The sequence below is a fragment of the Sphingobium sp. B8D3B genome, from assembly GCF_025961875.1.
Taxonomy (GTDB): Bacteria; Pseudomonadota; Alphaproteobacteria; order Sphingomonadales; family Sphingomonadaceae; genus Sphingobium.
The window spans coordinates 64,705-90,487 of sequence record NZ_JAOQON010000001.1 but is presented as its reverse complement, the minus strand read 5'-3'; the positions used below and the strand labels follow the sequence as shown (position 1 = coordinate 90,487).

At 65.0% G+C, this 25,783-nt stretch carries 22 protein-coding genes; 12 read left to right on the top strand and 10 right to left on the bottom strand.

Annotated elements, in window-relative coordinates; all coding sequences use genetic code 11:
• Positions 1-61 precede the first annotated feature (61 nt).
• From M2343_RS00415 to M2343_RS00405, 3 genes are read right to left on the bottom strand one after another with little or no spacing between them, the layout of a single operon-like run.
• Positions 62-862 carry a LytR/AlgR family response regulator transcription factor gene (locus M2343_RS00415; RefSeq protein ID WP_181560394.1) on the bottom strand — a complete coding sequence of 267 codons (801 nt, stop codon included), beginning with the start codon at positions 860-862 and terminating at the stop codon, positions 62-64.
• Positions 859-1,959: a sensor histidine kinase gene (locus M2343_RS00410; RefSeq protein ID WP_181560395.1), complete on the bottom strand. Its 1,101-nt coding sequence runs from the start codon at positions 1,957-1,959 to the stop codon at positions 859-861. The genes M2343_RS00415 and M2343_RS00410 overlap by 4 nt, the downstream gene beginning before the upstream one ends.
• 8 nt (positions 1,960-1,967) lie before the next feature.
• Entirely contained in the window at positions 1,968-2,477 is a 510-nt protein-coding gene (locus tag M2343_RS00405; RefSeq protein WP_264575171.1) for a winged helix-turn-helix transcriptional regulator, read from the bottom strand.
• A 178-nt stretch (positions 2,478-2,655) separates the two neighbouring features.
• On the opposite strand from M2343_RS00405, the gene M2343_RS00400 reads away from it, so the two are divergent.
• Entirely contained in the window at positions 2,656-4,752 is a 2,097-nt protein-coding gene (locus M2343_RS00400) for a RelA/SpoT family protein (RefSeq protein ID WP_181560397.1), read from the top strand.
• A gap of 238 nt (positions 4,753-4,990) precedes the next feature.
• A complete protein-coding gene (locus M2343_RS00395; protein ID WP_264575170.1) occupies positions 4,991-5,590 on the top strand; it encodes a PEPxxWA-CTERM sorting domain-containing protein in 600 nt (199 codons plus the stop codon).
• A gap of 64 nt (positions 5,591-5,654) precedes the next feature.
• Here M2343_RS00395 and M2343_RS00390 read toward each other — a convergent pair whose 3' ends face one another.
• From M2343_RS00390 to M2343_RS00370, 5 genes are all read right to left on the bottom strand, one after another.
• Positions 5,655-6,383 (bottom strand): DUF2807 domain-containing protein, encoded by a 729-nt coding sequence (locus tag M2343_RS00390; RefSeq protein WP_264603848.1) that lies wholly within the window; start codon positions 6,381-6,383, stop codon positions 5,655-5,657.
• Between the two features lie 183 nt (positions 6,384-6,566).
• Entirely contained in the window at positions 6,567-7,097 is a 531-nt protein-coding gene (locus tag M2343_RS00385; RefSeq protein ID WP_181560400.1) for a CarD family transcriptional regulator, read from the bottom strand.
• Between the two features lie 391 nt (positions 7,098-7,488).
• A complete protein-coding gene (gene fdxA, locus M2343_RS00380) occupies positions 7,489-7,827 on the bottom strand; it encodes a ferredoxin FdxA (RefSeq protein ID WP_181560401.1) in 339 nt (112 codons plus the stop codon).
• Between the two features lie 94 nt (positions 7,828-7,921).
• Complete coding sequence (locus tag M2343_RS00375) at positions 7,922-8,275, bottom strand: RNA-binding S4 domain-containing protein (protein ID WP_264573415.1); 354 nt, start codon at positions 8,273-8,275, stop codon at positions 7,922-7,924.
• Positions 8,259-11,228: a helicase-related protein gene (locus M2343_RS00370; RefSeq protein WP_264575168.1), complete on the bottom strand. Its 2,970-nt coding sequence runs from the start codon at positions 11,226-11,228 to the stop codon at positions 8,259-8,261. Before M2343_RS00370 ends, M2343_RS00375 begins: the two co-directional genes overlap by 17 nt.
• A 226-nt stretch (positions 11,229-11,454) precedes the next feature.
• Here M2343_RS00370 and M2343_RS00365 point away from each other — a divergent pair, with 226 nt between their 5' ends.
• From M2343_RS00365 to M2343_RS00340, 6 genes are all read left to right on the top strand, one after another.
• Entirely contained in the window at positions 11,455-13,041 is a 1,587-nt protein-coding gene (locus M2343_RS00365) for a M23 family metallopeptidase (protein ID WP_264575167.1), read from the top strand.
• 161 nt (positions 13,042-13,202) lie between these two features.
• Positions 13,203-15,392 (top strand): TonB-dependent receptor, encoded by a 2,190-nt coding sequence (locus tag M2343_RS00360; protein WP_264575166.1) that lies wholly within the window; start codon positions 13,203-13,205, stop codon positions 15,390-15,392.
• A gap of 111 nt (positions 15,393-15,503) precedes the next feature.
• Positions 15,504-16,592, top strand: coding sequence for a YjgN family protein (locus M2343_RS00355; protein ID WP_264575165.1), 1,089 nt, complete (start codon positions 15,504-15,506; stop codon positions 16,590-16,592).
• Positions 16,593-16,607: 15 nt separating this feature from the next.
• Positions 16,608-17,690, top strand: coding sequence for a M48 family metallopeptidase (locus M2343_RS00350; RefSeq protein ID WP_264575164.1), 1,083 nt, complete (start codon positions 16,608-16,610; stop codon positions 17,688-17,690).
• Positions 17,691-17,703: 13 nt separating this feature from the next.
• The gene (locus M2343_RS00345; protein ID WP_264575163.1) at positions 17,704-18,462 is read left to right on the top strand and encodes an alpha/beta fold hydrolase; all 759 of its coding nucleotides are present in this window, start codon (positions 17,704-17,706) and stop codon (positions 18,460-18,462) included.
• 8 nt (positions 18,463-18,470) lie between these two features.
• Positions 18,471-19,406: a hypothetical protein gene (locus tag M2343_RS00340; RefSeq protein ID WP_264575162.1), complete on the top strand. Its 936-nt coding sequence runs from the start codon at positions 18,471-18,473 to the stop codon at positions 19,404-19,406.
• Between the two features lie 32 nt (positions 19,407-19,438).
• Here the strand turns inward: M2343_RS00340 and M2343_RS00335 are convergent, their stop codons facing one another.
• Positions 19,439-20,155: an SIMPL domain-containing protein gene (locus M2343_RS00335; protein WP_264577455.1), complete on the bottom strand. Its 717-nt coding sequence runs from the start codon at positions 20,153-20,155 to the stop codon at positions 19,439-19,441.
• 112 nt (positions 20,156-20,267) lie between these two features.
• On the opposite strand from M2343_RS00335, the gene M2343_RS00330 reads away from it, so the two are divergent.
• The 3 genes from M2343_RS00330 (at position 20,268) to M2343_RS00320 (ending at position 21,977) form a co-directional block, all read left to right on the top strand.
• Positions 20,268-20,702, top strand: a complete 435-nt coding sequence (locus tag M2343_RS00330) for a VOC family protein (protein ID WP_264575161.1) — start codon at positions 20,268-20,270, stop codon at positions 20,700-20,702.
• A complete protein-coding gene (gloB, locus tag M2343_RS00325) occupies positions 20,696-21,427 on the top strand; it encodes a hydroxyacylglutathione hydrolase (protein WP_264575160.1) in 732 nt (243 codons plus the stop codon). Before M2343_RS00330 ends, gloB begins: the two co-directional genes overlap by 7 nt.
• Before the next feature lie 133 nt (positions 21,428-21,560).
• Positions 21,561-21,977 (top strand): DUF6491 family protein, encoded by a 417-nt coding sequence (locus tag M2343_RS00320; RefSeq protein ID WP_264575159.1) that lies wholly within the window; start codon positions 21,561-21,563, stop codon positions 21,975-21,977.
• A 15-nt stretch (positions 21,978-21,992) separates the two neighbouring features.
• On the opposite strand, the gene M2343_RS00315 is transcribed toward M2343_RS00320, so the two are convergent.
• Positions 21,993-23,786, bottom strand: a complete 1,794-nt coding sequence (locus M2343_RS00315; protein WP_264575158.1) for an AMP-dependent synthetase/ligase — start codon at positions 23,784-23,786, stop codon at positions 21,993-21,995.
• Between the two features lie 219 nt (positions 23,787-24,005).
• Here M2343_RS00315 and ggt point away from each other — a divergent pair, with 219 nt between their 5' ends.
• A complete protein-coding gene (gene ggt, locus M2343_RS00310) occupies positions 24,006-25,748 on the top strand; it encodes a gamma-glutamyltransferase (RefSeq protein ID WP_264575157.1) in 1,743 nt (580 codons plus the stop codon).
• The last annotated feature ends 35 nt before the right edge of the window (positions 25,749-25,783 follow it).

Genomic DNA, 25,783 nt, shown 5'->3' with positions numbered 1-25,783 from the left:
AGGCCGGCCCCGCGAGGGACCGGCCTTTCTTTTCAGTCGCATCACCTGAGCGGTGGCGCTCTTAGTGCACGAAGCGCGCGACCACGTCGCGATAGGAGCGGCTCACCTTCACCTGGCTGCCGGATTCGAGGATCAAGAAGCACTCGCCGTTGGTATGCGGCTTGACCTGACGAACCTGCGACAGGTTGACGATGGTCGAGCGATGAATCCGCTGGAAATTGCGCGGATCGAGACGCTTTTCGAGGTCCTTCATCGTCTCCCGAAGGATCAGCGAGTTATCCGCCGTGTAGATGCACATATAATCGCCGGCCGCGTCGATCCTTTCGATGGTGTCGACATCGATGCGGAAGATCTGCCCGCGATCCTTGATGTTGATGAGCTTCTCATAACGGCTCGATGAGGGCGCCTCATTGTCCGCCGGCATTTCGGAAACTGCGTCCGGAGCCACCTCGGCCAGCACTTCGCGCAGGCGACCGGCTTCCTCCACCTGCTTCTTCTCGTGCAGGCGGGTTCGGGCACGGTCGAGCGCGTCGGCAAGGCGCTGCTCTTCCACCGGCTTCATCAGATAATCGATTGCCTTCGCCTCAAAGGCTCGCAGCGCGTGATCGGAATAAGCCGTCACGAAGATGAAAAGCGGCGGCTCGACCTCCATCACCCCCTGGACCACGGAGAAGCCGTCAAAGCCGGGCATCTGGATATCGAGAAAGACGAGATCGGGCTTGTGTGTCTTGATCGCGCGGATCGCTTCGCGACCGTTGGTGCACGTCTCCACGATCTCAACGTCGGGATGAGCCTCCAGGCGGAGCTTCAGCCCCTGAATGGCGAGGCTTTCATCGTCGACGAGAATGGTGCGTATGGTCATGCGGCTACCCTTGATGGTTCGGCGGTAATGAACGGCATCTCGATGATGACGCTGTAGCCCCCCTCGGGTGGTGAACGCGTTTCCATATTCTGGCGTTCCCCGAACGCCTGAACCAATCGGTCACGAATGTTGGCAAGGCCCACACCCGTACCCTTCGTCATGCGCTGATCGCTCCCATTCAAGCCGGGACCGGTGTCCGAAACGACGATCCGCACGTTTTCGCCGACAGGCTGCGCTGTGACCACGATATCCGCGCCCTCCTCCTGGGGGGTTACGGCATATTTAATGGCGTTCTCGACCAAAGGTTGCAGCAGCAGCGAAGGAAGTCGCGCGGAGGCGACCGCCGGATGAATGTCGAAAATCGGGCGCAGGCGATCCTCGAAGCGCATTTTCTCGATTTCCAGATACAGCTTGAGCGTCTCCACCTCCTGCTCAAGCGTCACCTGCGCCGTCGGCTCGTTGATGAGCGTGTAGCGCAAGAACGCCGACAGGCGGGATAGCATCGCATTGGCCCGCTCGGTCTGCTTGAGCAGTACCAGCGTGGAAATGCTGTTGAGCGTGTTGAACAGGAAATGCGGATTGAGCTGGTAGCGCAGCATGGCAAGCTGGGCGCTGCTCGCCTGGCTCTCCAGCAACTGCAACTGGTCGGCCTGCTCTTCCACGGTGATGTAGAAATTGATCGCGTAATAAAGCGCCGACCACGCCCCCAGCAGCGTGAAATTGAGGTAAAAAGCTCCCAGGAACAGCTTGAGGCTGGAACCATCGCCCGACTGGTTGAGCGTGGTGAACACCCAGGCATCGATAAAGGCGGATGTTCCGCCCGCGACGATCGCAATGACGATCGAGGCGGTCCAGGTGACGATCGGCGTCTGCCTCAGCAGGAAGCGATAGCCGACCGCCATCAGCAGCGTGAGCGAATAACCGGTGATCGTCGAGATCAGCACCGGCACCAGGAAAGACATTGGCTGGCCATTGGCGATGCCGGAGACGGCGCGCAGCAGGAAGGCGCCGGTCCATCCGACCGCCTGCAAGGTCCAGAACGCCTTGTTCTTGTCCTCGAAGAACGGCCGACGGCGGATGACGAGCACGGAGGTCATCGGCGGGCTCAACGTGCGGCGCCCATCGCGCGCAAGGGCGCGGCTGTGCAATCCGGCTCCTGGTCGGCCGCGGCCGGCGCCTCGATCCAGCACAGATCCTGATAGTCGAGCAGCCGGCCATCTGCGGCCTGCAAGCGCACCTCGCGGACTGGCTGCCGGTCCCGGCTATCCGCCAGAATCCGGCGTGCCGGCGGCACCGGTTCCCAGCGCTCCCCCCACTGGCGCAGCGCAATCATCACCGGCATCAAGGCTTTGCCTTTCTCGGTAAGGCCGTAAGCGACACGGCGCTTGTCATTCGCGACCGGCTCACGGGTGAGGATGCCCCTCGCAACCAGCTTACCCAACCGATTGGACAGGATGTTGCGGGCGATGCCGAGCGCACATTGGAAATCCTCGAAATAGACGATGCCGCTGAAGCAGGCGCGCAGGATCATGAACGACCACCGCTCGCCCATCGTTTCGAGCGCGGCCGGCAGGGCGCAGCCCTCAAATGCATCAAGACCCTTGCGTTCAGCCATGGCCAGCGACGCTAGCGCATTCGGCGCGCCGCGCCAAATGGCGAGTGCGCTCGACTGTGCCTTCGTCGCACGGATCGGGCGGAGCGTGGCGTTGAGGGGACAACTTCCCGCTTGCGGACCGCTGCAGCGCGAGTTTTTTGTTGCGCTGCACGGGGTCCGCCCACCATGTTGCGCGACGATGTTGCGTCAATATGAACTGGTCGAGAGGGTCAAAGGCTATGACCCGGATGCCGATGAGGCCCTGATCAACCGCGCCTATGTGTTTTCGGTCGCCAAGCATGGCACGCAAAAGCGCGCCAGTGGCGATCCCTACTTCAGTCATCCGATTGAAGTCGCAGGCATTCTGACCGATCTGTTCCTCGACGATAAGACCATCGTCACCGCCCTGCTGCACGATACGATCGAGGATACGCTCACCACCACGGCGGAGATCGAGCGCCTGTTCGGGCAGGACGTCGCCCGGCTGGTCGATGGCGTGACCAAGCTCAGCAAGATCGAGGCGCAGAGCGAGAGCCAGCGGGCCGCCGAGAATCTGCGCAAGTTCCTGCTCGCCATGTCGGACGACATCCGCGTGCTGCTCGTCAAGCTGGCCGACCGGCTGCACAATATGCGCACGTTGCACTTCATCAAAAATGAGGAGAAGCGCCGCCGCATCGCCCGCGAGACGATGGATATTTATGCGCCGCTTGCCGAGCGCATCGGCATGTACGAGTTCATGCGCGAGATGCAGCTCCTTGCCTTTCAGCAGCTTGAGCCCGATGCCTATGACAGCGTGACCAAGCGCCTTGCCCTGCTCAAGGAAGGCGGCGAGAGCAAGGTCGCCCGCATCTCGACGCAGCTGCAAAATATGCTCACCTCGGCGGGCATGCACGTCACGGTCTCCGGCCGGGAAAAGCATCCTTACTCGATCTGGCGCAAGACGCAGGAGCGTCACATCAGCTTCGAGCAGCTGACGGACATCATGGCGTTCCGGGTCGTCACCGACAGCACGGACGATTGCTACCGCGCCCTGGGCCTCATCCACCAGCGCTTCAAGATGGTGCCCGGGCGGTTCAAGGATTACATCTCCACGCCCAAGCGCAATGGCTATCAGTCGCTGCACACCACCGTGATCCATGAGGAGAACGCCCGCATCGAGGTGCAAATCCGCTCGGAACGGATGCATCAGGATAGCGAGTTCGGCCTTGCCGCCCACTGGGCCTACAAGCAGTCCGGCGCGCGGCCCGACGGGCAGGCCGGCTGGCTGCGCGATCTCGTCGAAATCCTTGAGCAGAGCCACGATGCGGAGGAGTTGCTCGAGCACACCCGCATGGCGATGTATCAGGATCGGATCTTCGCCTTCACCCCCAAGGGAGAGTTGCAACAACTGCCCAAGGGATCGACGCCGGTCGATTTTGCCTATGCCGTCCACACCACGCTGGGCAACCAGACCGTGGGTGCGAAGATCAATGGGCGCGTCATGCCGCTGCGCACGCAGCTTGAGAATGGCGATCAGGTCGAGATCCTCAAGTCCGATGCGCAGGAGCCCCAGCCCGGCTGGCTCAGCTTCGCGATCACCGGCAAGGCGCGCGCAGCGATCCGCCGGTTCATCCGCCAGAAGCAGCGCACCGAGACGATCGCACTGGGCGAGAAGCTCTACGAGGAGATCGTGCTGCGCCTGCCGGTGGAGATTGGCGACAAGGCGGAGAAAGCGGCGATCAAGCGGCTCAAACTGGAAGACAAGGCCGCGCTGATGATCGCCATCGCAACCAACCGCATCTCGGACGAGGAGGTGATGAACGCCCTCGTGCCCGGCAGTGCGGAGGACGCACCCGGCGCGGCGCGGCGGCGCAAAAAGCAGGCGCAGGCCGTTTCGATCATCGGCCTGACGCCCGGCATCGCCTTCACGCTCTCAGAATGCTGTCATCCCGTTCCGGGCGACCGCATCGTCGGCCTGCGGCGGCCCGGCGAACCGATCGAGGTGCATACCATCGATTGCCTCGTGTTGGAGACCGGTCAGGATGCCGATTGGGTGGACCTCAGCTGGGACAGCGAAGCCAAGGGGGGCACCGCGCGCCTTTCAGTCATCCTGAAGAACCAGCCCGGCGCTCTGGCGACGGTGGCCAACATCTTCGCGGTCAACAAGGCCAATATCCTCAATCTGCAACTGGTGAACCGCGAAGGCCCGTTCCACACCGATCTCATCGATCTTGAGGTGGAAGATGCGAGCCACGTCGCCCGAATTCTCTCGGCGTTGCGGGCCGTGGACGCCGTGGTGCAGGCGGATCGGATCTAGCTGCGGCGGGCGGCAGCGCCTTGCAAACGATCATCTCGCTTTTCCACGCGCGTTAATCCTTGCTGCAAAACAGTGCCAATGTCGGACGGCGCCCGGAAGGGCCAGGAAACTATCCCTAACGACCTCGCCCCTTTTTGCTGGCGCCTCTACATGCTCGGTCATCAGGAAGCCTCCGTTGGGACGAAGGCAGGCCTACCAAGGAAACGAGCCGAGAACGCTCAGTCGGGAAGTTCGATACATGCGTAAGATCCTCATCGCGTCGCTGGTGACCTGTGCTGCTTTTGCCGTTCAGCCGGCTCAGGCTGCGCTTGTCAGCTCTGCCGCAAGCTGCTCCGCATCGGACATTGGCCTCACCGCGAGTTCGAGCTTCAGCTGCGTCGGCTTCTACAATGGCAATCTGGCCAGTCAGGCGACCACGGGAGATCAGACGTCCGCGCTGGCCCTGCTCGGTCTGACGCTCCCCAACGCCTTTTCCAGCGCCGTGGAGAAGGTCTCCGGTTCGCCCTGGATCTCGACCGCCACCCTGAATTTCGACACGATGATGTACGGCACGACCTACATCGGCGTGCACTTCGGCAACATTCCCAATCCGTCGGGCAAGGGTCAGCCGCTCGCCAACAACATCACCGCATTCTATAAGTTCGATGCTGGCACCGACGGCATCGACCTGCTCAATCTCCAGTTCGCCAGCGGCTCGAACGCGACCATCTACAAGACAGGCGCAGCGCCGGTCCCGGCTCCCGTGCCGGAGCCCGCCACCTGGGCACTGATGGTTGCCGGTCTCGGCCTGGCAGGCATGCTGATGCGCCGCCGCGCCGCGAAGGTTCAGTTCGCCTGATCGACCTGATCGCCAGAATTGCATAAGGGCAGGGCGTCAGGTTTCCGGCGCCCTTCCTTTTACCTCAAGGCGCAGGGCTTCCGCAGCGCACCAGACCACTCCCGACCTGGCGCACGGTACAGGCAGGGCGCCCCTCCACCACCGCGCTGCCGGTTCCCACCAGCATCACTTTGGCGGTCCGCTCGGCAAAGGTTTCGGTCGTCGCGGCGCCATCCACCGCGAGGTCGAGGTCCACGGCCCGCAGGTCGCTCGCATCGAGCGTGCCGCTGCCGGAGAGACCGATCTGCACCTTGCGCGCTCGCCCGGACAGGAGCGTGCTGCCCGCACCGCCCTGCACGAGCTTGAGATCGTCGATCTCGATCCCCCTCACCTCGATGCGACCGCTGCCCACGAGGTTTACATCGGCAGCCGCCTTGTTGAGGCCCTTCACGCGCAGCAGACCGGAGCCCACAAGTTGCACCCGGCGCAAGCTCGGTGCTGTGAGAGCGAGCCGCGCGGTGCCCCGGGCGCCCTGCGCCCCGGCAGCGCCGGCCACGGGCGCGCGGAGGCGCACCGTCAGCGTGCGCGCGGACACCGTCAGTTGCAAGGCATCCAACGTGGCACGATCTCCCTCGCCCCGCGCGGACGCCCCGCGTCCGGTCTCAAGGGAGACTTCCAATGGTCCCTCGACGCGGATGCTATCGAAGTCGGTCACGATATAGGTGCGGTTCGCTGCATGGGCCGCTGACAGTCCGCCAGCGGCGGCAACGAGCATCAGCAGCCGGATCGCCCGGCGCGCGGCACCTGATGTCATGACGGTCATCCCCCGAAGCTGTTTATGAGCGCGAGCATAGCAGATGAGCCGACCCAAGTCGCCCACACGAGGCCCCATCGTCACGAGGTGACTATGGACGATGCCCTGGGCGTGGACGCGCCCCAACAAAAGACGGCGCCCGTTAAGGGCGCCGTCTCTTGGTCCGTAAGGAAGAAGCCTCGATTACTCGACGCGTTCCTTGGCATATTTCGGGGCAGCTTCGTTGAGGATCTGGAGGATCTTCTTGAGAGCCGTCGCCTCGTCCACCTCTTCCATCGCCGCGAGTTCACGCGCCAGACGGCTGGAGGCGGCTTCGAAGATCTGACGCTCGGAATAGCTCTGCTCGGGCTGATCGTCCGCCCGGAACAGGTCGCGCGTCACTTCCGCGATCGACACCAGATCGCCGGAATTGATCTTGGCTTCATACTCCTGTGCGCGGCGCGACCACATCGTCCGCTTCACCTTCGGCTTACCCTTGAGGGTTTCGAGTGCCTCGCCCAGTGTCTTGTCCGAGGAGAGCTTGCGCATCCCCACGCTTTCGGCCTTGTTCGTCGGGACGCGGAGGGTCATCCGCTCCTTCTCGAAACGCAGCACATAAAGCTCGAGGTCGATCCCGGCGATCTTCTGGCTTTGCAGCTCGATCACCCGGCCGACGCCGTGCTTCGGATAGACAACATAGTCGCCGACATCAAAAGACAGCGCTTTTGCAGCCATTCTTGCGAACCTTTCTTCTATCTGTTTGTATTCTTGGCTGAGTTACGCGGCACGTTGAGAATGCAGATTTGCGAGAATGCAGATGTGCAGGTGCCAGCCACAGGCCATGCGCGAATACTCCTGAGTGACGAGGGGTGTCACCTCCCGGCGGGTTTAACAGATTCGCAACAAAATTACCAGCCTAACCGGAGGTAATCTGATATTTTGCGGCATATCGCACGCCGACACACTATGGATGGCGTGTCGCGCTGGTCTGGAGAGTTCATCTGGCCCAACCGTAGCGGGCTCGCTCCGAACCCGCCCTTAGTCCTTCGCGAGCCAATAGGTCGGCATCGCGAGGGACCACATCCGCCCGCAATTGCAGGCGAATACAGTCAGTTGCGCGTAAGGCTCAGCCGCCTTCGCCCGGCTCGGGCGAGAAATATTTGTCGAACTTGCCGTCCTCACCCTTATGCTCTTCGGCATCCGCAGGGGGTTCGCGCTTGGTCGTGATATTCGGCCACTCGGCGGAATATTTGGTGTTCACCTCAAGCCACTGCTCAAGACCGCTCTCGGTATCGGGCAGGATCGCCTCAGCCGGGCATTCCGGCTCGCACACGCCGCAGTCGATGCACTCGTTGGGATTGATGACGAGCATGTTCTCGCCCTCGTAGAAGCAATCCACCGGGCATACTTCCACGCAGTCCATATATTTGCAGCGAATGCACGCGTCGGTCACGACATAGGTCATGGCTGGCTTTCCTAGCTTGGTTTTCGCTGATCGCGATATGCGCGCGCCGCCACAGGGTCAACAGGCAAGGGGAAGGATTGCGCGTAGCTTAACTTTATCGGGGCATCACCGTCGTATCCGGGTCGGCGCCGGGGGTGATCGCACTGTAGCAAAGCTGGGCCTCGGGGGCCGGGCCGCGCCGCTCCGGCAGATGCTCCACGCGGATCACGCGAATGACATTGCCCTGCGGCAAGGTGAGCAGGTCACCCACACGCACCGGCGCATGCGCCCGCTCGATCCGGCGGCCATTGATGCGCACGATGCCGCGCTCTGCCAGCGCCTGCGCATTGGAACGACTGGGAGACAGGCGCACAAACCAGAGGAATTTGTCGAGGCGCAGGCTCGGTCCATGCCCGGTCGATGCGCCCTCATCCCGCTGCCTCGCCAGAAAGTCAGTCCTCTCGGCCAAACAGGGCGCCAAGACCCGCCAACGCCTTGCCCGTGGCGACAATCGGCCGCTCGCGACCTCCGCCATCACGGTCCGGTCGCGGACCACGATCCGGCCGTGGGCTGCGATCGGGACGATTGTCGCGATCGGGGCGCTTGTCCCGTTCACGCCGCGGACCACCCTCGGCTGCCTTGCCGCGCCGATCCGGGCGGTTGCGCGGGCCATCGCCGGCCGCTTGAGACTGGCCATCCTGATCCTGCCGCCCCTGCTGCGCCGGACGACGATTGCCCCCGCGATTGCGCGGCCCCTCGAATTTCGGACGGGGCTTGGGCCGGCCACGGAACTGCCAGTTGGGCGCGCCTTCCGCCGCATCGGGCACGGGGCGGAACCCCGCCTGCCGCATCAGTTCCAGGAAGCTCGCTTCATTCAGGCCAATGGAGACGATGGTCGGATCGTCGGCGCCATAGGGCTTGCCGGCGGCAATCGCCTCATGCGCCCCGCGCGCGAGCCGTTCGGCCATATCGATGCGCAGCCAGGCCTCGCCCAGCTTGCGGAACCCGGCAATGCGCGCCCCAATCTCGTCGATCGGCACGACAGGCTTGGCGACCTTGGCAGGTGCGGCCGCCTCGGCAGTTGCCGGCGTTTCGGATGCCGGAGCCTCGACTGCTTCCGGAGTCTCCACGGATGCTTCGGTTTCGGCCTCGACCGGCGCTGCAACGTCGCCGGCTTCCACCGCTTCGCTCGGCGCACTCGCCTTGCGCTCTTCGCCGCCACCGCTCTGCAGCAACACCGCGCCCGGCGCGGGCAGCGCCACCAACGGTTTGCCGGATTTCAGCGAGAGCAGCACCATGCGCCATTGCGCCGCCGCCGGCTTCATCAGGCCGGGATGATACAAATCCATGACGCCGATCACCACGCCGGCCTTGCGCAAATGGGTGCGGTCTTCCTTGGCGACCTGCCCGAGCGCTTCATCCAGCGTGTTGCGCGGTACGATGCCGCCGGCGTCCGCCAGTTGCGCGAGCACGGCGCGCACGGTCGCGGGCAGTTCGGCCTCCGTGGAGCCGGCCTCCATCTTCAGCAGCGCCGGAATGTGGCGCTCGAATTGATTCTTGAGCCAGAGCGCGAGCCGATCGCGCACGCCCTGCTGAATTTCCGGGACGAGGCTGGAGAGCCCCGCATCCAGCGTCATTTCAGGCGCGAGCAGACGCTGCCCTGCCTTCAATGTCGCGACCGGGTGCCCGTTCCAGATGATCTGCGCATCACCGCCGGGAGGGCTGGCGAGAGTGAACGCTTTATCGTCCACCGCCAGCAATGCCTGAGCCATCTCGTTCAAATGCGCACCCAGTCTCCGTTCGGCAGCGGCCAGCAGCAGCCGCTTCTCATTCGCTCTTGCCAAGGGATCGACGATAAAGCGGAAGCCCCGCATCGTGCCGATCCTGTGACCATCGACTGTTACATTGCCTGCGCCGTCGACGTCCACTGACAAAAACGCCTTGGCATCACCGCCGCGCCGAAGCAAGGCGGAGGCGCGCCGATCGACGAAACGCTGCTTCAATGCGCCGTGCAACGCATCGGAAAGACGCTCTTCCAGAGCCCGCGCGCGCGCCGCCATCTCGACAGGCTGGGCCAGCCAATCGTCGCGCTGCGCGACATAGGCCCAGATTCGCACCGCACCGATCCGCCCGGCCAGCGCATCGACATCGCCCTGCACATTGTCCAGCCGGGCGAGTTGCGCCGCGAACCAGTCCTGCGGAATATGGCCGCTGCCCTGGCTCAGCCACGTCCACAGGCGGTGAATGGTGCGCGCATGATGTTCGATGCCGAGCTTTTGGAAATCCGGCACGGAACAGGTCGCCCAGAGCCGCGCAACCTGCCCCCGGCCCCGCGCCCGCGCACGGACATCCGGCAAATCGGCGAGATTTTGCAGCACCGCCAGGTCAATCGCTTCGGGCGCCGCGCGCAGGCCTGTGCGCTCGGGGCGCTCCAGCAGTGCCTCGATCAGCGTGTCGATATCGTCCATCGGCAGGTCCGCTTCCCGCCAGAAAATCTGCTCAATCGGGTCGAACCGATGCTCCTCGATCCGCTCCACCTCTTCGGCAGAAAAAGCCGGCTCGCCATCCGCCGCGCCGACATCGCCGAATGTCCCGTCCCGCTGGTGCCGCCCGGCGCGCCCGGCAATCTGCGCCATTTCAGACACGGTCAGGCGGCGCGTCCGCCGTCCGTCAAACTTGCGAAGCGACGCGAAGGCGACGTGATCGACGTTAAGATTGAGCCCCATGCCGATGGCATCGGTGGCGACCAGATAATCGACCTCTCCGGCCTCGAACATCGCGACCTGCGCATTGCGCGTCGCAGGGCTGAGCGCCCCCATCACGATCGCCGCGCCCCCGCGATGCCGGCGCAGCATTTCAGCGACGCGGTACACCTCCTCGACGGAGAAGGCGACGACGGCGCAGCGGCGCGGCAGGCGGGAGAGTTTCTGCGGCCCGCTGTAGCGCAGGGTGGAGAAGCGCGGCCGCGTCACGATTTCCGCCTTGGGTAGCAGCGTGCGCACCAAGGGCGCCATGCTCGCAGAGCCGAGCAGCATTGTCTCCTCGCGCCCACGGGCATTCAGCATCCGGTCGGTGAAGATGTGGCCGCGCTCGGGGTCCGCGGCGAGCTGGATCTCATCCACCGCGACGAATGCGAAATCGGAGAAGGCGCCGAAGCCACCGCGAACCGGCATCGCCTCGGCAGTCGCCAGCACATAACGGGCGCCCGGCGGCGCGATTCGCTCCTCGCCGGTCAGCAGCGCGACCTGATCGGCGCCCTTGATTCGCACCACGCGCTCGTAAACCTCACGCGCCAGCAAGCGGAGCGGAAACCCCATGAGCCCACTCGAATGGCCGCACATCCGCTCAATCGCCAGATGGGTCTTGCCCGTGTTGGTCGGTCCCAGGACCGCCTTGAGAGCTGCAGGCTCGTAGCTCGACATGATTGGCTGACACATGGAGCGCGGCGTGCCTCACGGCAAGGCTCAATCCAGACGGCGCATGAATTAGGGATGGTTCCGCAATCAGCCGACGATTGCGCACAACTCGCCGCAAGCTATGGGCCGATATTGTGTCTTTATTTGACTTTAACCCCCTGCCTTTACAAACAAAGCACGACGTTTGGCAGTCGCGACAGCGTGGCAGAAGCCGTCAGGGGCGCATCAATTCGTGTTTCAGAAGATCGAGCTTAGCCCCACGCAGGGCGCCGGCACCGGTACGCTTTGGCTCAACAGCCCGGCGAAGGTGCTCGCACCGCTCCGTTCTGGCGACTGGCGCGAGCGAGTGCAGGACTGGGCGCATCGCGTCGATCTCGCGCCCGATCTTGGCCAGAACATCGGCAGCCGGACCTGGTGGCGCGGCCTCATCACCTGCTTTTCGCTCTGCGGCATCATGGTGATGTCCGCGCCCGGCGTCCTAACCGTTCCCGGCGCACAACCCGCGCCGCTCTCGACCGAGCAGCTGGACCAGTATCGCTCGCAGATGATCAGCGCCTCGGCGCTCGGGGCCGATACAGGCAAGCGCATGGGGCCGACCGATCTGGTCGCGCCGCTGCGCGAGACGCCCGAACGCCCGCAGATCGAGCTGGATGCCGCCGTCGGCACTGGTGACAGCTTCGCCCACACCCTCTCCCGCGCCGGCATCAGCAGCAATGATGCCAGCGCGGCGATGGCGCTGATCCGGCAGGCCGTCGATCCTGCTACGATCGCGCCCGGCACCCGCGTGCGCATCGTGCTCGGCCGACGCGCCAATCGCAATGTCGCACGCCCGCTGGATCATCTGTCCCTCCGCGCGAAGCTCGAGCTGGCGCTGGAGATCACCCGGCAGGATGGCGCCCTGACGCTCCGCCGCATTCCCATCATCGTGGACAACACGCCACTGCGCATTCGCGGCCAGGTGGGTGACAGCCTCTACCGCTCTGCCCGCGCAGCCGGCGCCGATCCGTCGACGATCCAGGCCTATCTCAAGGTGCTCTCGGCGCAGGTCAATGTCGGCAACGGCCTGCGGGCTGGCGATACGTTCGATATCATCGTCGCCCATCGCCGCGCTGCAACCGGCGAAAGCGAGACCGGAGAGCTGCTGTTCGCGGGCCTCCAGCGGCAGCGAGGCAAGGACATCAACCTGCTGCGCTGGACGCAGGCCGGCCGCGCGCAGTGGTTCGAGGCATCCGGCGTCGGTGAGCGCCGCGGCGTTCTCGCCCGTCCGGTGAGCGGACGACAGAGCTCCGGTTACGGCATGCGCAGGCATCCGATCCTCGGCTATAGCCGGATGCATGCCGGCCTCGACTTCGCCGCCAGCACTGGCACACCCATTTATGCGGTGAGCGACGGCCGGGTGACCTATTCCGGTTGGCACGGCGGCCACGGCAAGTACGTCAAGATCGAGCATGGTGGGAGCCTTGGTTCCGGCTATGGCCATATGAGCCGCATTGCCGTCGCCGCTGGCCAGCGCGTCAAGCGTGGGCAGGTCATCGGTTATGTCGGCTCGACAGGCCTCTCCACGGGGCCGCACCTGCACTACGAGCTCTATCGCAATGGCCGCACGATCAATCCGGCGAGCGTGAAGTTCACTGAGACGGCCCAACTGGCGGGCGCTGAACTGCGCGCCTTCAAGGGCCGCCTTGCCGAACTCAAGCGCCTGCGCGCCGGCCTTCCTGAGCCTGCGAAGACGGAGCCGACGGAAATGGCAGCGAGCAATGCCTCAAGCGCTGCTGCGTCCGCTCAGTCGGCAGGCGGCGGGTCCAGCCGCACGCGATAAGCGCGATCCGCTCGGTCGCGAGCGACGCCCGTTCCTCTCGGATGCCACGCCTTCGGCGCGCCTGACGCGCCCCGCCCTGCTGCCGCGTGAAAATTCGCACGAAGCGAACGCCGACGACATTTCGCTTGCGCAGCATTTTCTCACTCGTTACGTTATATCATATGAACACCAATCTCCGTCCGCGCCTCGCGCATACCGCCGCCCTCTCTGCCCTTTTCTCCAGCGCCGCGCTGTTCGCAGCTCCCGCTCTGGCGCAGCGCCAGCCGCCGCCGGATACCGGCGAAGCGCATGGCCATGACGATCGGCCGGAAAACATCGTCGTCACCGCGATCATCCCGCGCTCGCATATCGATGTGCTGGGTGGCACATCCGTCCTCACCGGCGAGGAACTCGCCCGCGACATCCGCCCGAGCCTGGGCGAGACGCTGGCCCGACAGCCGGGCGTTTCTTCCACGTCCTTCGGCCCCGGCGCCTCCCGCCCGATCCTGCGCGGCTTCTCGGGCGACCGCATCCGCCTGCTCACCGATGGTATTGGCAGCTTCGATGCGTCCGCCACCTCGGTGGACCATGCCGTCGCAATCAATCCGCTGCTCGCCGACCGGATCGAGGTTCTCCACGGCCCTGCAGCGTTGCTCTATGGCTCTTCCGCGGTCGGCGGCGTCGTCAATGTCATCGACACGCGCATTCCCACGCATCTGCCCGAGGGCGGCTTCGATCTGGCCGCCACCGGTACCTTCGGCAGCGCCGCCCGCGAGAAATCGCTCGCCGGCAAGACCGACATTGCACTGGGCGGCGGCTTCGTCTTCCATGCCGATGGCAGCTGGATCGAGACCGGCGACCTGCGCAGCGGCGGCTATGTGCTTGGCGCCGAGCCCCGCGCCGAGGCCCAAGAGAGCGACGAATCCGACATCCGCGACCTCGCCGGGCTGCGCGGGCGTATCCCCAATTCCGCCATCGAAGGCTGGAGTTATACCGGCGGCCTCAACTACATCGATTCCGGCGGGTCCATCGGCTTCTCGGTCGGGCGCTCGCAATTTACCTATGGCCTGCCGATCCGCTACGTGACCCACGAGGACCATGAGGACGAAGGCGCGATCGAGGGCGAAGAAGGCGAGCACGAGCATGGCGCCGAGGAAGTCAAAATCCAGATGAAGCAGACCCGCGCCGATCTGCGCGCGCAAGTGAATGTCGGCGGCGGATTGCTCGACCAGATCCGCCTGCGCGCCGGCTGGGCCGATTACGAGCACGCCGAGATGTCCCTCGACGGGCAGGACATCCACACCCGCTTCTTCACGCAAGGCCTCGAAACCCGGCTCGATCTCGTACAGGCGCGGCGCGGCGGATGGGAAGGCGCGATCGGCGGCCAGATGCTGCTGCGCAAGAGCCACATCGAAGGCGAGGAGAAGTTCCTGCCGGCCATCGACAGCGAGACCTTGGGTCTGTTCACGCTGCAGGCGCTCGATCTCGGCAAGGTGCGGCTGGAGGCCGGCGCGCGGTTCGAGCACAACCGCATCGAGGCGGCGCAGGACAGCGACCTTGGCTCGCCGGACTATCGCCGCAACTTCGACACGGTGTCGGGATCGCTCGGCGCCAGCTATGCCATCGCGACCGACTGGCGGGTCGGCGTCAACCTCTCCCGGGTTGAGCGCGCACCCACGGCAGACGAACTCTTCGCGCGCGGCAACCATGCCGGCACACAGGCTTTTGAGCTTGGCAATCCCAACTTCGGCACCGAGCGCGGCTGGGGCGTCGAGGGCACCCTGCACGGGCGGGGCCAGGACTTCCACATCACCGTCTCGGGCTTCTACAACAAGTTCGATCGGTTCATTTACGATTCCATCGTGGATGACAGCGCCTGTCTGGCGGCCAGCGGCGCGACCTCGCTCGAATTCCCCTGCTTTGCCTATCTGCAATCCGGCGCGGAATATTATGGCGCGGAGATCCAGGCGGATTGGACGGCAGCGACATTCGGTCGCACCGAGCTGCGTCTGGATGGTCTGGCCGATTTCACGAGCGCAACGCTCGACAGCGGCGAGCCGGTCCCGCGCATCCCGCCGCTGCGGCTGCTTGGCGGTGCCACGCTCGATGCCGGCGAATGGTCTGTGCGCGGCGAGATCGAGCATGCCTTCAAGCAGGACCGGGTAAGCGCGCGCGAAACCGTTACGCCGGCCTACACCTTCGTCAACGCCGGGCTGACCTGGAAACCCGCCATCGCGAACCAGCAGGTTTCCTTCTCCCTGCAAGCCAACAACATCTTCGATGTCGAGGCGCGGCGCCATGCCAGCCTGCTCAAGGATTACGCCCCGCTCGCCGGGCGCGACATACGCCTCACGGTCTCCCTTGCCCTGTGAGTGCGGGGCGGGGCGCCCCTCTCCGCGCCCCGCCCTTTTTTCTCAGTCACTTGACAGCTCAGCCGCATCCGGTGTCTGGTCGCCCGCGCAATAGCCGGGGGACCATTGCCAATGAACGATCAGACCGACCGTGCATTCGGTTTTGAAGGGAGCTGGCGGGAATTCGCCCCGATTGCCTTCACCAATCTGCTGCTGACTATCGTGACACTGGGCGTCTATCGCTTCTGGGCGACGACGCGGACGCGCCGCTATTTGTGGAGCCGCACCCGCTTCATCGACGAGCGGCTGGAATGGACCGGTACCGGCGTTGAACTGCTCATCGGCTTCCTGATCGTGCTGGCCCTCTTCGGCATCCCCTTCCTGTTTCTCAACTTTGGCATGCAGGCGATGGTGTTGCGCGGACAGGCACCGCTCGCCGGTGTGCTGGGCCTCGCGTCGTTCATGGTGATCTTCTATCTCGCCGGCGTCGCGCGCATGCGGATGCTGCGCTATCGCCTCAGCCGCACCTGGTGGCACGGCATTCGCGGCGGCAGCAATGACAAGGGCTGGGCCTATGGCTGGTCCTACGTCTGGCGCAACATCGTCGCGTGGATGGTGATCGGCCTGCTCATCCCCTGGGCGATGACCTCGCTATGGAACGACCGCTGGAACGCGATGAGCTTTGGCCCCCATCCCTTCCGCGCGGCGGCAATGCCCGGCCAGATCTTCCGCCGGTTCCTGCTGTTCTACCTGCTGCCGTTCATCATCTTTGCCGTCATGGCCGTACTCATCTTTGCAGGTGGCGGCGCTGCGATGCGTGGCGGTTTCGATCCCGAGACGCAGGCCCAACCCGGCCTCGCCTTCGTGCTCGCGATGATCCTGATGGTGCTGCTGATCTATACGATCATCGGCTTTGTGGCGCTGGCCTATTACGCCAAATTCTTCCGCGTGGCCGTGAGCAGCCTGTCACTTTCGACGCTCGATTTCCACTTCTCGGCCCGCACCAAGGACTGGTTCAAGCTCATCCTCGGCGACATCGCGCTGGTGGTGCTGACGCTCGGCATCGGCCTCGTCTTCCTCTCCTATCGGCACTGGAAGTTCTTCATCGTCCATCTCGATGCCAGCGGCGAGATCAGCCTGTCGTCCCTCACCCAGTCGAGCACGAATGCGCCGGGTCAGGGCGAGGGCCTTGCCGACGCGTTCGACATCGGCGCCATCTAGCTCCATAGCGCGCGCATGACCCAGGCCGGCCCGGACGAGACCATCTGGCATTATGATGGCACCAGCGCGACGCGCCATCATCCGGTTCTGGAATGGACAGCGGAGACGTTCACGCTCCGCTGGGGTCTGAACAAAAGCGGCCCGCACCGCTGGGGCGATCTGGTGCCGGTCGATGGCAGCGGCGGGCGCTCCATTTATGGCCTGCGCGGACAGCATGGCTGGCGGCTCGGCTTCACCGGCGCGCCACCGCAGGACTTCGCGATCCACCTGCCCCTCCCAGCACGTTATGGCCGCTGGATCGACCGTGTCGGCCTGTGGCGGGCGCTGGCGCTCTTCGCCGTGATCGCGGCGGGCGTCGTCTACGCCGTTCTCCGCGCACCGGACTGGATCGCGCCGCATGTTCCGCTCAGCTGGGAGCAACGGCTCGGCGATGCCATGATCGGCGATTTCGGCGGTCGCCTCTGCCAGACGCCCCAAAGCCGCGCCGCGCTCGACAAGCTCCAGCGCAAGCTCGGGGAAGATGTACCCATCCGCCGCATCGGCATCGCCAATGTGACGATGGTCAATGCGGTCGCCCTGCCCGGCGGCCACATCCTGCTGTTCGACCAGCTCATTCAGGATGCCCAGTCGTCCGATGAAGTGGCTGGCATCCTCGCCCATGAGATCGGCCACGTCCGCAACCGCGACACGATGACGGCGCTGATCCGTCAGTTTGGGCTCAGCATCGTGCTGGGCGGGTTCGGCGGCGACCTCGGCAACACCGCCAACGGCCTGCTGTCCCTGAGCTACGGTCGCGATGCCGAGCGGGCGGCGGACAGCTACTCCATCGGCGCCTTGCAAAAGGCCGACATATCGCCCCTGCCCACCGCCGCTTTCTTTAAACGCCTCGGGGGAGGCGACGGCGGGGAGCAGATCGAGCGCGCCGCCAATCTCATGGCCTCGCACCCCATCTCCGCCGAGCGGCGCAAGGCGTTCGAGGCCTCGGCGCGCAAGGGCCACCGCTATGAGGCCGCACTGACCCCGGCAGAATGGCGCGCCATCGTGAATGCCTGCAAGGATGACAAGGACGTCGCACCTGCCAGCCGCTTCCCTTTCTGATAAGGGCAGGCTCATGACTGACGACACCACCAGCGCACCGCCCGCCTTCCTGCCTAACGCCGCGGGCCTGCGCCTCGCCTACCGCCACCGGTCCGGCACAGGGCCGACCATCGTCTTCCTCCCCGGCTACATGTCGGACATGATGGGCAGCAAGGCGCTCGCGCTGGACGACTGGGCCGCCGCCCAAGGCCGCGCCATGCTCCGTTTGGACTATGCGGGCTGCGGCGAAAGTGCAGGCCGCTTCGAGGACGGCACGCTCGCCAGTTGGCGCGACGATGCCCGCGCCGTGATCGATCATTGCGTCCCCGCCGGACCGATCATCCTCGTCGGCTCATCCATGGGCGGCTGGCTGGCGCTGCTGCTCGCCCGCGACTTGGGCGCGCGCGTCGCCGGTCTCGTCGGCATCGCGGCGGCGCCGGATTTTACCGACTGGGGTTTTGACGACGCGCAGAAGGCGACCCTCCAGCGCGAGGGCAAGCTGGTTGAACCCACGCCTTATGGCGACCAGCCCTATGTCACCACACGCGCCTTCTGGGAATCGGGCGAGGCGCTGCGGCTGCTCGATGGCGAAATCGCGATCGAGTGCCCCGTCCGCCTGCTGCAAGGACAGGCCGATGCCGACGTCCCGTGGGAGATCGCTGTGCGGATCGCGCAGCAGGTTCGTTCAGCCGATGTGCAGACGCTGCTCGTCAAGGATGGCGATCATCGCCTCTCGCGCCCGCAGGACATCGCCTTGCTGATCGCGACAGTCGCGCGCCTCGTGGAGTCCTGACCCTGCCTATGCTCGTTGCCGCCGCGCTTTCCCTCGCCCAGCTCGCTCAGGCGAGCGTGCCCCAGCATGATCCCGAAATCGAGGCGCTGCTGCGGCGACGAGACGAGATGCGCCGCGCCGAGGCCGAGCAGCGAGAGCAGCGCCCCTGGATCGAGCAGGTGCCCACGGAACGCGCCGGCAATGACAGCACGGAACTGGCCGCCGTCGTCCCGCCCGCCATTGCGCCCCGCCTCGCCGCCTGTCTGGAGCGCGCCAACACAAACCCCTCCGAGGGCATTGCCGATGCGGAAAGCTGGGCAAAGGCCGATGGCGGCGCCTATGCCGCGCAGTGCCGGGGCTACGCCCTCGGGCAGGCCGGGCGCTGGAGTGATGCGGCAAAGGCTTTCGAGGACGGCGCGGCCTTCAAGGGCCTCGACGCGGTAACGCAGGCACGATTGTGGTCGCAGGCCGGCAATGCCGCGCTGATCGCGGGGGAAACGCCACGCGCACTGCGAGCGCTGGACGCGGCGCTCTCGCGGCCCCTGCCCAAGACGCTCGCGACCGGAGAAATCTATCTGGATCGCGCCCGCGCCCGCGTGGCCGCCAACGATCTGCCCGGCGCCCGTGCCGATCTCGATCAGGCGATCGTGCTGGCCGCCGCCGATCCGCTCGCATGGCTCCTCTCGGCCACGCTGGCCCGGCGCATGGACGACCTGCCCTTGGCTCGCCTGCATATCGAGGAAGCCGCCAGCCGCGCCCGCAACGATGCCGCCATTGCGCTGGAACAGGGCATCATTCTGGCGCTCTCAGGCAATGATGCCGGCGCCCGCGCTGCCTTCAGCCGCAGCAAGGAACTGGCTGCGCGCGATAGCGATATTGCCCGGCAGGCCACCGATTATCTCGCCCAGCTGAACGGCGATCCGGCCCCCGCCGCTGCTACGACAGGGACCGAAACCGGGCGGTGAAGCATCACGCGGCCGGCTGAGTGCGGCCGACCTCAATCGAGGTAGAAGTCCACGGTCGTCACGACCCGCACCTTCTTGAACGGCGTGTCGGCCGCGCCATAACCGCCGGACGTCTCGCCATCACGCGGCTCGATCGAGAAATAGCCCTGCGTCGCGCTCTTGATGCCGCCCACGCCGGTGCCGCTATCCTTGGCGAACTGTTCGGCCGAGGAGCGCGCATCCTTGGTCGCGGCGGCGACCATCTCCGGCTTGATATCGTTGAGCTTGGTGAAGCTGTAGCTCATCGCCGAACCTTCCTGCAGCGTCACGCCGCGCCGCACGAGATCGAACTGATTGGCCACCGCCTTTTGCGCCCGCTCGATATCGGTTGTGCGCAACTGCATCCGCTGGGTGATCGTGATGTTGGGGACGCCATTGTTGATGAACTGATTGACCCCGGCCCCGGTCGCGGTCAGCGCATTGTCAGGGAAGCCGAGGCTCTTGAAGTAGCCGCGCAGTTCGGCCGTATTGCCCTCGATATCGGCCCGCACGCTAGCAAGGTCGGTGCCGGTCGCGGAATAGGCGATGGTCCAGGTCGCAAGATCGGCGGTCACATTCCGCTCGGCGAGGCCCCGCACCGTGACGGATCGGTCAGCTGCGTGGGCACGCCGCAGGCCATCCCCAAGCAGGTAGCCACCGGTGATCATGCCGCCCGCGAGCACCACAGCACCTGCCAAAGCGACCTTGTTCATGTCCTGCAGCCAAACCATTGTGCGCATTCCTCTCTTTTCCCGCGACCGCGAGACGCCTATTTGAGAGGTGACCAATCTCACTCTTGTGCTGAACCGTTGCTGACGCGGGACCAAAGGAAAGAGCTGCACCATGCCCAAATATCTCCACACCATGATCCGCGTGACCGACATCGACGCAACCTTGCGTTTTTTCGAGTTGCTCGGCCTCAAGGAAGTCCGTCGCTTCGATAATGACAAGGGCCGCTTCACGCTCGTCTTCGTCGCCGCACCGGGCGATGAGGATGCGCAGGTGGAACTGACCTACAACTGGCCGCCGGAAGACGGCAGCGCCGGCGAAAGCTATGGTGGCGGGCGCAATTTCGGCCACTTGGCTTACCGGGTCGAGAATATCTACGAGACCTGCCAGCGCCTCATGGACAATGGCGTGACCATCAACCGGCCGCCCCGGGACGGCCATATGGCATTCGTGCGCACGCCCGATGGCATTTCCATCGAGCTGCTGCAGGATGGCCATCTCGAGCCGGCCGAACCCTGGGCGTCGATGCCGAACACGGGTGAATGGTGAGCGCGCTCGAAATCCTTCGCGTTCCGGTTCTGTCGGACAATTATGTCTGGCTGGTTCATGACAAGCCGAGCGGGGAGACGCTGGTCGTCGACCCCTCAGTGGCCGAGCCGGTGCTGGCCGCTGCGCAGGCGCGCAGCTGGTCCATCACCCAGATCTGGAACACGCACTGGCATGGCGATCATATCGGCGGGAATGCGGGCATCGTGGCGGCGACCGGCGCCGCCGTCACGGCGCCCGCCGTCGAACGCGCGAAAATCCCCAATGTCGATCTCCCGGCCCGCGAAGGCGACCGGGTACGGCTGGGCGATCACGAAGCGGTGGTGATGGAGGTGCCCGCACACACCGCCGGCCACATCGCCTATCACTTTGCCGATGACGCCATGATCTTCGTGGGGGATACGATGTTCGCCATGGGCTGCGGCCGGCTGTTCGAGGGCACGCCTGCGCAGATGTACGCCAATATGCGACGCTTCGAGGCCCTGCCTGACGACACCCAGGTCTATTGCGCGCACGAATATACGCTCTCCAACGGCAAGTTCGCCCTTCAGGCGGAACCGCAGAATGCGGCCATCGCGGATCGCCTGGCGCAGGTCGAAGCTGCCCGCGCGCGCGACGAGGCCACCGTTCCCACAACGATCGCGCTGGAACGCGCCACCAACCCCTTCATGCGCGCCCAAAGCGTGGAGGAACTGGCCAGCCGGCGCGCGGCCAAGGACAGGGGGTAAGGCTGCCGGAGCCTACTCGCTCCTTCCCTGCTTCCGCAACCAAGGGCGCGCGCGTTCGTATCCGTCATATAAGATGCGAGACAGCCGGAAATCTGCTAGTTTCGCGAGACAGACGGACGCGAGAGGAGCGGAGATGATGAACAGATTGTGTCTCTCATTGGCGGTCCTGCCGCTGGCCGCCTGCGCGACTGCGGGCCCTGCTCCCGAACCAAGGCTAAGCGAACGCGAAACGCAGGAGCTGGAGCGCCTGCTGGAGGGCAAGACGGCGGGCGAGCCCGTCTCCTGCGTCACCTCGTTCGACAGCAGCCGCCTGCGGTCCATCGGCGATAACACGCTGGTCTATGTGGTCAGCAAGGATCAGGTCTATCTCAACCGCCTGCAGGGGAGCTGCACAGGCATCTCGCGCGGCGACACGCTGGTAATGAACCGCATGAGTTCATCGCAATATTGCCGTGGCGACATCGCCCGCGTGGTGAACCTGCCCTCGGGCGCGATGACCGGCAGCTGTGCGCTCGGCGATTTCATTCCCTACCGCACGCCCGGCAAGTAACACGCCGGGCAGCCGTCACGCCTTGTAAAGCGCGTCCAGCCGCGCCTGATAGCGTGCGCGGATCACGTGGCGGCGGATCGACTGCTTGGGCGTCAGCATCTCATTGTCGATCGTGAACGGCTCGTCCGCCAACGCAAAGCGCCGCACCTTCTCGATCACGGACAGGTCGATATTGACGCGATCGACCGCGCACCTGATCGCCCCGTGCAACGCCGGGTCCTCCCGCAGCGCTGCAAGATCGGCCGGCTTGCCCTGCGCCTGTGCCCATGCCTTGAGCCAGTCCGGATCGGGCACGATCAGCGCCACGATGTGCGGACGCCGGTCGCCATGCACCATCACCTGCCCTATTTCCGGCTGCAGGGTCAGCATTCCCTCCAGCTTTGCCGGTGCGACATTGTCGCCCTTGTCATTGACGATCAGGTCCTTCTTGCGGTCCGTGATCATCAGCCGCCCGGCATCGTCGAACCGGCCGATATCACCGGTGTGGAGCCAGCCATCCTGGATCGCCCGCGCGGTTTCCGCCGGATTGTTCCAATAGCCCTTCATTACCAGCTCGCCGCGCACGAGGATTTCGCCATCCTCGGCAATGCGTACCTCGACATGCTTGAGCGGCGGCCCCACCGTGTCCATCCGCAGCCCTACCGAGGGGCGATTGCAGCTCACCACCGGTCCTGACTCCGTCTGGCCATAACCTTGCAGCAAGGTCAGGCCGAACGACTGGAAAAAGGTCCCCACCTCCGGGTTGAGCGGCGCTCCGCCGGAGACGAGCGCCTTCATGCGACCGCCGAACCGGGCCTGGATTTTGGGATTGATCGTCCGGTTGAGCACGGCCTCGAGCGGCTTGTCCCACAAGGGCAGCGTGCCGCCCCTTTCCGCCCGCTTGGCGCCCAGCCGCAGCGTCTGCTCCAGCAGGAGCGCGGGCACCTTGCCCTGCTTCTCCACCGCCTTGGTGACGCGGGTTTTCAGCAGCTCGAACAAGCGCGGCACGACCACCATGATGGTCGGTCGGGTTTCGGCAATATTGCTCGCCAGCTTTTCCAGGCTCTCGGCATAATAGATCTGCCCGCCCAGACCGATCGGCAGGAACTGCCCGCCCGAATGCTCATAGGCATGGCTGATCGGCAGGAAGGAGAGGAACACCTCATCATCCCAGCCGAAATCACCGGCAATGATGTCGACACAGCCCTCCACATTGCAAAGGATTGCGCCGTGATGCTGGATCACCCCGCGCGGTGCCCCGCCGGTTCCGCTGGTGTAGATCAGGCAGGCGATATCATCGCGCGTGGCCGTCTGCTCGGCGGCGCAGGCGACAGGATCGGCCGGATGCTCGGCGATGAGCGTCGCCCAGTCGCAGATCTGCACAGCCGAGTTCTGCATCGACTTGATCGGCTCGATGCTGATCGCGAATTCGATCCGCGAGCGCATAACGGCGGGCAGCAGGGCAGAGCCGATTTTTGCGGTCGAGAAAATCACCGCGCGCGCGCCGCTATTGCCGATGATGTGCTCATGATCGCGCGTGGTGTTGGTGGTGTAGGTTGGCACCGTGATGGCGCCCGCCGCCATGATCGCCAAATCGGCAATGCAGAATTCCGGTCGGTTCTCACAGACCAGCATCACCCGGTCGCCCGGCGCGACGCCCAGCGCCTTGAGCGCCTTTGCCATGGAGGCGACCCGGCGGGCGGTCTCCATCCAGCTGATCGGCTGCCATTGCTCGCCCTGCTTGGCCCACAGGAACGGCCGCTCGCCGCGCTCCATGGCGCGCGTTAAAAACATGGCGGTCAGGCTTGGAAAATATTCGAGGGCCTGCAAGCAACGCTCTCCTTGAACCGGCTGCTCCGACAACGAGCGCCTTTACATCCCATATAGCGCGCCGTTCCGCGAGGGCCACCCTGCCCGCGCACCCGATCGCGCATGCGCGGCAATGGCGGCAAGATACGCACATCATCCCCTTGCTTCGGGATCGTGCGCGCCCCACTGTGCCGCGACTGCAGCGCAGCGTCGTCGATCACAACCAAGCGGGCTTGCCATATGTTCCATTTCCGTGCCGCCATCGGCTTCCTTTCCGCGCTGGCCCTGACGGCCTGCGCGACGACCACGCCGCCGCGCTCGAGCACAGCCCCGCGTTCTGCATCGCCGGTAGCCCAGAATTTCGTCGTGGCGTCCAACCCGCTGGCAGCGGAAGCCGGCATGAAAATCCTGCGCCAGGGCGGCAGCGCAGTCGATGCGGCCATTGCCGTGCAGGCGATGCTCTCGCTTGTCGAACCCCAGAGCTCAGGCATGGGCGGCGGCGCATTCATGACCTTCTTCGATGGCGGCACAGGCAAGGTGGTCGTCTATGACGGCCGGGAAACCGCGCCCGCCGGTGCCACGCCGGACATGTTTCTCGGTGCCGACGGCAAGCCCATCCCCTTCCGCGACGCGCTGGTGAGCGGCCGGGCGACCGGCGTGCCGGGCGCGGTGCGGATGCTGGCCCTGGCTCATGACGAGCATGGCAGCCTGCCCTGGAAATCTCTCTTCGGCGACGCGGAGCGGACGGCACGCACCGGCTTCACCATCACGCCGCGCCTGGCCAAGTTCCTGGAAGGCAATTTCCCCCAGATGCAGGTGGCCGACGCGCGGCGTTATTTTTCTGCCCCGGACGGATCGATCAAGAAGGCCGGCGATCAACTCGCCAATCCCGCTTATGCCGATTTTCTGGAGCGTCTCGCGGCGCAAGGGCCCTCCGCGCTCTATGCCGGCGATACCGCGCAACGGATCGTGACGCGCGTCGCCGCCGGGCCGCTGGGCAGCAGCATGACGCTGGCTGATCTGGCGGCCTACCGCCCGCTCAAGCGCGAAGCCGTGTGCAATCCGTACCGGGTCTACGTCGTGTGCGTGCCGCCGCCGCCGTCAAGCGGTGTCGCCTTCCTGCAATTGCTCTCCCTGTTGGAACGGACCGACATCGACAAGCGCGGACCGGCGGACCCGCAGGCATGGTTCCTGTTCGCCGAGGCGAGCCGGCTGATGTACGCCGATCGCGACCGTTATGTCGGCGATCCGGCCTTCACTGCCGTTCCCGTCGCCGGTCTTCTCGATAGCGCCTATGTCGACAGCCGGGCAAAGCTGATCGGCGCTACCGCGGGGCCGCCACCCTCGGCCGGCGTGCCGCCCGGCGCGCAGATCGCCGGCATTGACGATACCCATGAGCCCGGCGGCACCTCTCATTTCATCGTGGGCGATGCGCGCGGCAATGTCGTCTCGATCACGACCACCGTCGAATCCATCTTCGGCACGGGCCGCATGGTCGATGGCTTCTTTCTCAATAATCAGCTGACCGATTTTTCCTTCACGCCGCAGGATGCGGACGGAAGGCCGGCAGCCAACGCCGTCGCCCCCGGCAAGCGCCCGCGCTCCTCGATGATCCCGCTGGTGATGATCGATCGCGCGGGCCACTTCGCGGGCGCCATCGGCTCGGCGGGCGGCAACGCCATTCTCGCTTATGTGGGCAAGTCGCTGGTCGCTGCGGTGGATTGGGACCTCCCCATGCAGGAAGCCCTCGCCCTCCCCAACCTCATCGCACGTGGCTCTGGCTTTCAGGGTGAAGTGAGCAAGTTCTCGCCGGAGACGCTGGCAGGCCTGAAGGCCCGTGGCGTCGACCTGCGGCCCGGACAAGGCGAAGACAGCGGTGTTCATGCCGTCATCATCCGCAATGGCGTGGTGGACGGCGGCTATGACCCGCGCAGAGAGGGGCGCGTTCTCGTTGAGGCCGCGATCCCGCAAGTTGACCGGTAAAGTTAATCCGTCAGACAAAAGAACGGGCCGCGCTC